Here is an 8253-nt window from a genome sequence, read left to right as displayed (position 1 = left end):
GCTAATATATAAAAACTTTTTCTGTCGGGAAACGGTACTGTTATTGATACAAAACAAAATGTTATCAGCCAGTTTTGAAATCCGTATTCCCATCCTAATACTATTGTTATTACACTACATACTGTTGTTGTTATCACCATACAGATGAAAAATGCTATTTTTTTGGGTGTTGTTCGGGTGAAAAATATTTATATACAAAATAATTGACGCTGTAAGAACAAAATATGCCAAGTTATCGTTATCTATGTATAACAGTGCAAAACCGAGAAGTGAATTCATAAAAAGGCAAAATATCATAAGATAAAAATACATGGGTCTGTTTATAGTAGTTTTAATCATAAGCATTTCTCCTTATATTATAAATTTTTATAATATATTGATGTGAAAGGGTAGGCATCATATTCTTTCTTTGTCAATATCATCATATTATATAAAATATCAGTCTGTTTGTCTATAAATATATTTATTTTTTACTTTTTTGTTTATTTTTTTGATTCTAAATGTAATTTCAAGTATTAAAGTTTAATATTAACAGCATTTTAAATTTAAAATTTATAAAAAATGTCACAATACAAACAAAAATATAAAATATTCTGAAAATTATATATAAATTTTCATTTTTGTATAGTATAATTTAAAATACTTTCTTTGAATTTACAATATAAATGAAAGCCTAAACCTAAAATATAAAAATATATTAATTTTTACTTCAATTATAGGATTTGATTTTATTATAAATCAGCTAATTATTAAGTTATAATTATTTAATATTATTATTTACCATGCGAGGTGTTTTATGGCGATTAAAATTTTCTTTGGAAATTACAAAGGTGGAGTCGGCAAGACTACATCTGTTTTTCAAGTTGGAATAAATATGGCTCAAAATCATAATAAAAACGTACTGTTATTGGACTTGGATCCGCAGGCATCTCTTAGCAAAATTTGTACGAAACGAGACATACCGTTAGATGGTGTGCCGATAGAGTCTACTTTCAACTATCTTTTGGAAATATATGCTTTGCAATTCAGAAGACTTGGCAAGTTGGATATTTTATCATCTTCTAATATTTTTAATAATGAAACTTTTACAAACCTTGCAAGTATGACAAAAAATGCAGTTAAGACAAAAACATTTCTAAACGGCTCATTATCTTTTATCCCTACTCGAATGGATATTGCAAACGCAAGAATTAATGATATAGCCGACCAAGTTTCAAGATATTCTATGGGAATAGTAGGTGTTGCAAAATTAATCGAAGACATAGAAAATATACCTGATATTAAATTAGATTATATATTGATAGACTGTCCGCCGTCATTAAATTCTATAATTCAAGCTGTATTTTTAAAATCCGATTACTATATTATTCCGACAATAGCTGATGATATAAGTATATCAGGTGTAATGGATTACATAAAAGTAATTGAAAAAACTATACAAAAATATACATACGACTCTGCTGTAGGCGGTATATTGCTTGAAAAGATGTTCTCAAAATCGCCTAAATTAATCGGTGTTTTTGAAACGATGGCTGTTGAAATTTCCAAATCCGCATCATCTTCATTTCTATCAGATTTAAACAATCAACTTCAAGAAAATAATGTGGAAATTTTTGATAAATCTTATCCGTTTATGAAAAATGACATAGTTGACGGTCTATCTGATAAACGTTGCTATATTTTTGAAAGCAAAATCCATATGAAGAATAACCGTTCTGATAAAAATAATCTTGGCATACCCTACAAAACTATGAATTTTGAGCCTCATGATGAGTACAATAGCTTAACGGATGATTTATTGAAAATATGCGAATAAGAGGTATTTATGAACAAACAAAATTACGAAAAAATATTAAAAGATATTTTTAAAATATATACACAACTTTTACCTGCAAAGGATATATTTTTCAATAAAAAATCTTTTAAATACTCATCAGAGGATATTGAATCGACTTTAAAATATTTCACTGCTCCAAAAGAGGTCAAAGCAAGAACAAAAAACGCTAAAAAATCAATACTTGAAAATATATATACAAAAGAGGAGGCAAAAAAACATTATTTTGAAAATATGATTTATGACAAAAGCAATATAGATGCTAAAAATGCACTGATGAAAATTTATTCAGCAGAAGATTTGAAAAAACTTTATAAACTGTTATATAACACCAAACCGTTCACAACAAAAGAAATGAATTTTGATGCAATACAAAGATTTTTTGAAAATTCTGCTCGTGCAAAGAACTTGTAATATTTGAAATCTTAAAATATATAAACATATAACCGATATATTCTTTAAATATACTAAATATTATAAGTTTGCAAAAATATAGTCAACTACACTATGCAATATTTGAACTACTTCTGTTGTACGATTAAATAGCCTGTATAATAAAAATAGACAAAAAATATTATTTTTATATTTACTATATTAATAGCAATTTGTATAAATATATTTTTCAAACAGTTCAGCATAATTAAAGAGATGAGGTGATTTTTATGAAAATAACTCCAACTACAAGAAATACTATGAGCAGTATGATTTCAAATGTCAGACTTAATTCAAATGTAAATGCACTCCATTCCGTCAAAGAAGTAGGTATGATTGACACGTCAAACAATGCTATGTCGTCTGATGCAAGTGTACTTGCCAAAGAATATTTCTACGACAAATTAGTAAAAAAAGATAAAGATCCGGACAAAAATGCTTTTTCAAAAGAAGAAAAACAGAATAAAAAAAGTCTGTTTAAAGTTTCTGAAAAAGATAGGGAAACTTTAGATTTTTTAAATTCAATGTTCGTAAAATTCAACTCGTCTATGGATAATATCAAAAAAATAGATATAGCAAGAGGTCAAAACAATTTTTACAAAATAAAAGATGTAATAAATGAAAACAGCAGATTTCTCGCAAGTATAGGTATAATGACAGATAAACTCAGCCATTTTTATATAAATGAAGAAATTTTTGTAAGAGAGATTATGACCTATCCGCAAAAATTAAATCGGTTGCTTGATCCTCAAACAGGTGTAATACGCAAAATATGTGACAGTTTCGGCAATATGTTGTCTTAAAAATATCTGAATAATATTATTTCAACAAAAGTTAAGATAGATAGGAGCAGTTTTTCCCAAGACCTTTTAATTTATAATATCTATAAATTACTAAATATAAATATTTAAGCAAACATATTAAATAAAAATATAAATTCCATTAAATATATATAAAGCAAAACTATATATTAGGAGTCTTTGATGAGTATAGTATCCATAATATGCGAGTACAACCCGTTTCACACAGGACATCAATATCAAATAAATAAAATAAAGTCTTTAATAAGCGATGCAAAAATATTATGCCTTATGAGCGGTAATTTTGTACAACGCGGAGATGCTTCAATATTAGACAAGCATACAAGAGCCAAAATCGCTCTAAAAAACGGAGCAGACTTGGTCCTTGAAATGCCTTGTCTTTTTTCTACACAAGTTGCTCCTATATTTGCAAATGGCTCAATATCCATATTAAACTCTCTAAACACTGTAGATTATCTATGTTTTGGAAGTGAAACCGGCAATATTGATGCTCTAAAAAAAATCGCAAAAAATTCATTTTTAGATAAAAATATAATAAAAGAACAATTAAAATCCGGTAAATCTTATATAAAATCATACTCGTCTATATCAAATGTTCCAAGCACATCAAATGATATACTGGCCATAGAATATATAAAAGCCATGATAAATACAAATTCCAGCATAATCCCATGCACTATATTAAGAGAAGGCTCTGCATATAATGATACTTCTCTTTCAGAAAAATATTCAAGCGCTACTGCAATAAGACATTTTTTTAAAACAAAAATTGAACAAAAAAAATCTATTTTGAATACAGATTTTAATTTTCTTATGCAAAACAGTATTGAATATTTTGACGAAAAATACTTAAAATTTGACGAAGATTTTTTCAAATATATAAAATATGCTATAATTATGAATGAAAAAAATCTTAAAAATATATTTGAAATATCTGAAGGCTTAGAAAATCTTATAATTTCAAACATAAAAAAAGCCGATACATTAAATCAGCTTATAATGATGACAAAATCAAAAAGATATACCTACACAAGAATAAGACGTATAATGTTTAACATTCTGCTTAATATAACAAAGCAAGATATTGTTACCATAAAAGAAAATTATTATAAATCACCCTATGTAAGAATACTCGGTTTTAACGAAAATGGTCGTGAAATTCTAAAAAAAATAAAACAAAGAAGTGATATTGAATTGATAAATAAAACCTCATCATACACACCTAAAGATGAATATTCAAAATTATTTTTTGAAAAAGATATAAAAGCCACACAAATATATAATATAGAAAAAAAATCATATTATTACAATGATTTTTTAACATCTCCTATAAAATTATGATTTAAAATTTCAATTTCAAAATCATAAAAACTTATATTTATAATATTCATATGTTAAAATAAAATTAATTCAAATATTTAAAAATTAAATAATTACTGTACAAATTTAAATTTTACTGAAATCAAAATTTATATATTATGACGATTCATTTTTATCAAATTATTATATTACTTATACTGAAAATTTTTTCAACTATATAAAAAGGAGCTATTATGACAGATAAATCCATACAAGAGTTTTTAAATGAGCTGTCTTCCATTTTACCGCTCACATCAGAGTATGAAGCGAGCATGGTAACATTAAATATATACATAAATCTTATTAAAAAAAATACCATTTCAAGTATATCCCGTAATAACAGTGATCTATTAGAACAATTTTTGCTTATATTGGACAAAAACATCTCTAACATAACATACAAATATAACGCATCCGCCAACTATATAAAAAATTATCTTTTAATAATGAAAATGCCTAAATCTTCAAGCGTCCAAATATCTGAATATAAAAGCAAACTTCAGGAAATAACAATCGATAAACTTAATTCATATATAGATGTATTATCTTATATAAATCAGATTTTAAATTCATATGTAAAATACAAAGAACTCTACAAAGAAGAATGTATATCATCCAACAATCTATGTATAAGCAATATGACAAATATCCAATTTTTTTTAAAAGAACTTGTTAATACTGCTTGCTTGGACATAGATGATGAAAATATAGCACTTAATATAATAAACAAGCTTAACAGTCTTTAATATTAACTTCTACAAAAAAGATGCCGAAATATTTCAGCATCTTCTTTTGCTTGTAAAAAATTTATCTTGTTATAAACTATAATTATTTAATACTAAAGTATAATTAAAACTATATTATATTTTATATATACCAAAATATAACCCAAAAAATTTATATTTTTTAAATAACAAATATATGAAATTTATTTTTTTATATTTTGTAATAGTTTTTAGCACAACTTTATTTAAATATAAACATTGTTTCTATTGGTGTTTCAAGTATTTTGGATATATCCATTGCCAATTTCAATGACGGATTATATTTCCCCGCCTCTAATCTTATTATCGTTTCTCTCCTCACTCCAACCTTCTGTGCAAGTTCTTCCTGAGTCAAATTTTTAAGTTGCCTGTATTTTTTTACCTCACATATAAATTCAGCCATATCATTTCTCCAATGAATAAAGTTTTATAGAATATGACAACACCAAAATCACAAATGCAGCAACCACAAAAGGTTTTAAATTCAAATCCTTTATAAGCACACTCAATACGGTTAATATGGAAATAAGGAACATAGCTAGTATTCCGATAAACGCTCTGGCATTTTTTTCATTTTCAAGATACATCTCATCCGTTATGCTCACATTTATTTTTGATAGCAAAAAATGTCCAAACCAAGCAAAATACATAAAGTAATACAATTCGGAAACATCATGAGTTTTAAAATACCACAAACCTCTAAATCCCAAAAAGCCTAAAAAGCCAATCCATTTAGAATATCTTTTAGGTTTCTTATCATCCTTCATTGCGATTACCTCCCATCCAACATATAGTGATATATTTATATCTTTATGTTATAAATATATCACTATATAGTTTTAATGTCAATACTAAATTATAAATTTTATTTTTTATTCAAAAAAGTTAAAAAATCATATACAAAATACATTATAAATATTATAATATTAGAAATTATTAGGTTTATATAATTTTGAATTTTATGCCAAGCATTATTGCAAATCGTAATATTTCTAAGTTTTATATAATTTATTATTTTATTTAAAAGATACTCTAATACAGGTTTACTTAGTGCTCAATATTAAATTATTTTTAGAATATTTTAGCAATGGAATAATATAAAGCTCTATTAAAATTTTTTGGGAGGAAAAAATATGATATCTGAAAAAGCAAAAAATATATCTCCGTCAATAACTCTTGAAATAGGTGGAAAAGTCAAAACTATGATCGCAAATGGCGAAAAAATAACTAATCTCACACTGGGTGAACCTGATTTTTTCACACCTTCAAAAGCAAAACTTGCCGGAATAAAAGCAATAACTGACAACCTAACAAAATATGACTTATCAAGCGGAAATTTGGAACTTAGAAAAGCTATATGTGAAAAGTTGGAATCAGAAAACAACATAAAATACACTCCTGACCAAATAGTAGCGTCTAATGGAGCAAAACACGCAATAACAAATGCTGCATTTGCCGTTATAAATCTGGGCGATGAAGTTATTATACCTGTTCCTTGTTGGGTGAGCTATCCTGAAATAGTCAAACTTGCAGGAGGAGTTCCTGTTCTTGTTCCTACAAAAAAAGAAAACTCATTCAAAATGACAGTAGAAGACGTTCAAAAATATGTTACCGAAAAAACAAAAATGGTTATATTGACAAATCCTAACAATCCAACCGGAGCAGTATTTACAAAAGATGAATTACTTTCTATATGCGAATATTTTACAAAAAAAGGCATAATCATAATGTCCGATGAAATATATGAATCAATAACTTTTGATTTTGATTTTGTAAGCGTTGCATCACTTTCAAAAGAAATATATGACAACACTATAATAATAAACGGCTTTAGTAAATGCGCATCTATGACTGGCTGGAGATTAGGATATAGTGCCTGTAGCGTAGAAATAGCAAAATCAATTGCAAGCATACAATCACATATGACAGCTCATCCGAGCACAATATCTCAACAAGTGGGTATAGTCGCACTTAGAGAGTGTCAAGATGATGTACTTACAATGAAAAATACTTATAAACAAAGACGTGATTATATAGTAGATTTTTTCAAAAATTGGGGAAATTTGAAAATTATATATCCACAAGGAGCTTTTTATGCTTTTATAGATATATCTTCTCTAAAAGATAAGTTGAATTCAGATAAATTATCACTCAAATTTTGCAACGACATATTGGACAAAGAAAAACTTGCTTTAGTTCCAGGTGCAGGTTTCTTTGAGGATGATTTTGTAAGATTGAGTTATGCAGCAAGCATGGAAGAAATAAAAGACGGCTTGGAAAAAATAAAACACTATGTAGAAAATCTATAGTATCAAAGACTGTAAATCAATACTCCATTTGATTACAGTCTTTTTTATTATCTAAGAGTTATTAAAAACAGGCATTTTTTAATATGATACTCAAATATATTTTACAATTTATTCAATATTTAAAAATATCAGAAATAATGTTATAATTACTATAATAAATATATATTTTAATTTTAGTATTACAATATAAGTGCAACACTTTAACCAAAAAAAGAAAGGAAGATAATATGGACAACTACATACCGGACGATACAATAAAACTTACACTAAGTAATGACTACGCCTTCAAAAGAATATTCTCAAACGAAGAAAACAAAGACATACTATCTTCACTTTTAAGCGTAATACTCAAAATACCAGTAAAAGACATACAAGATTTGCAAATAGAAAACACACTGATAGGAAACACATATATATACGAAAAAACAGGAATATTAGACATAAAACTCACACTATCATCAGGAGAAAAAATAAACGTAGAAATGCAAAAATCATGGCAAGCCGACTATATAAACAGAGTATTATTTTACTGGGCAAACAGATACAAAGAAAACTTTCAAAAAGGAGCAAGATACTCAAGCCTAACAAAAACAATAGTAATAACCATACTAAACGAAAAATTTCCATGCGAAGACAAAGTACACTCAATATACAGACTGACAGAATTAGAGACAAAAAAAGAATTAACAGACATACAAGAAATACACTTTTTAGACCTGACCAAAGTAGACGTA

The 8253-nt window shown here is 26.5% G+C and carries 10 protein-coding genes; 7 read left to right on the top strand and 3 right to left on the bottom strand.

The genetic code is table 11. From position 1 onward, the window contains the following. Positions 1-114: 114 nt before the first annotated feature. Positions 115-339 carry a hypothetical protein gene (locus tag HMPREF9629_RS10980; protein ID WP_009526459.1) on the bottom strand — a complete coding sequence of 75 codons (225 nt, stop codon included), beginning with the start codon at positions 337-339 and terminating at the stop codon, positions 115-117. A 457-nt stretch (positions 340-796) separates the two neighbouring features. Between HMPREF9629_RS10980 and HMPREF9629_RS10975 the strand changes: the two genes are divergently transcribed. From HMPREF9629_RS10975 to HMPREF9629_RS10955, 5 genes are all read left to right on the top strand, one after another. Next, complete coding sequence (locus HMPREF9629_RS10975) at positions 797-1816, top strand: ParA family protein (protein WP_009526458.1); 1020 nt, start codon at positions 797-799, stop codon at positions 1814-1816. A 9-nt stretch (positions 1817-1825) separates the two neighbouring features. Next, entirely contained in the window at positions 1826-2248 is a 423-nt protein-coding gene (locus HMPREF9629_RS10970; RefSeq protein ID WP_009526457.1) for a hypothetical protein, read from the top strand. Between the two features lie 248 nt (positions 2249-2496). After that, positions 2497-3069 (top strand): hypothetical protein, encoded by a 573-nt coding sequence (locus tag HMPREF9629_RS10965; RefSeq protein WP_009526456.1) that lies wholly within the window; start codon positions 2497-2499, stop codon positions 3067-3069. A 180-nt stretch (positions 3070-3249) separates the two neighbouring features. After that, positions 3250-4428 carry a nucleotidyltransferase gene (locus tag HMPREF9629_RS10960; protein WP_009526455.1) on the top strand — a complete coding sequence of 393 codons (1179 nt, stop codon included), beginning with the start codon at positions 3250-3252 and terminating at the stop codon, positions 4426-4428. Between the two features lie 212 nt (positions 4429-4640). Beyond that, entirely contained in the window at positions 4641-5192 is a 552-nt protein-coding gene (locus tag HMPREF9629_RS10955; RefSeq protein WP_009526454.1) for a hypothetical protein, read from the top strand. Positions 5193-5412: 220 nt separating this feature from the next. Here HMPREF9629_RS10955 and HMPREF9629_RS10950 read toward each other — a convergent pair whose 3' ends face one another. After that, positions 5413-5613 (bottom strand): helix-turn-helix transcriptional regulator, encoded by a 201-nt coding sequence (locus HMPREF9629_RS10950; protein WP_009526453.1) that lies wholly within the window; start codon positions 5611-5613, stop codon positions 5413-5415. A 1-nt stretch (position 5614) separates the two neighbouring features. After that, positions 5615-5977, bottom strand: coding sequence for a DUF3796 domain-containing protein (locus HMPREF9629_RS10945; RefSeq protein WP_009526452.1), 363 nt, complete (start codon positions 5975-5977; stop codon positions 5615-5617). Between the two features lie 366 nt (positions 5978-6343). Here HMPREF9629_RS10945 and HMPREF9629_RS10940 point away from each other — a divergent pair, with 366 nt between their 5' ends. Together HMPREF9629_RS10940 and HMPREF9629_RS10935 are read left to right on the top strand one after the other, a co-directional pair. Continuing rightward, complete coding sequence (locus HMPREF9629_RS10940) at positions 6344-7519, top strand: pyridoxal phosphate-dependent aminotransferase (RefSeq protein WP_009526451.1); 1176 nt, start codon at positions 6344-6346, stop codon at positions 7517-7519. A gap of 227 nt (positions 7520-7746) precedes the next feature. Further along, a partial coding sequence (locus HMPREF9629_RS10935; RefSeq protein WP_009526450.1) for an Rpn family recombination-promoting nuclease/putative transposase occupies positions 7747-8253 on the top strand: 507 nt, incomplete at its 3' end.

This window comes from Peptoanaerobacter stomatis (assembly GCF_000238115.1).
In the GTDB taxonomy this organism is placed as follows: Bacteria; Bacillota; Clostridia; order Peptostreptococcales; family Filifactoraceae; genus Peptoanaerobacter; species Peptoanaerobacter stomatis.
This window is presented reverse-complemented; position numbering and strand designations above follow the sequence as displayed.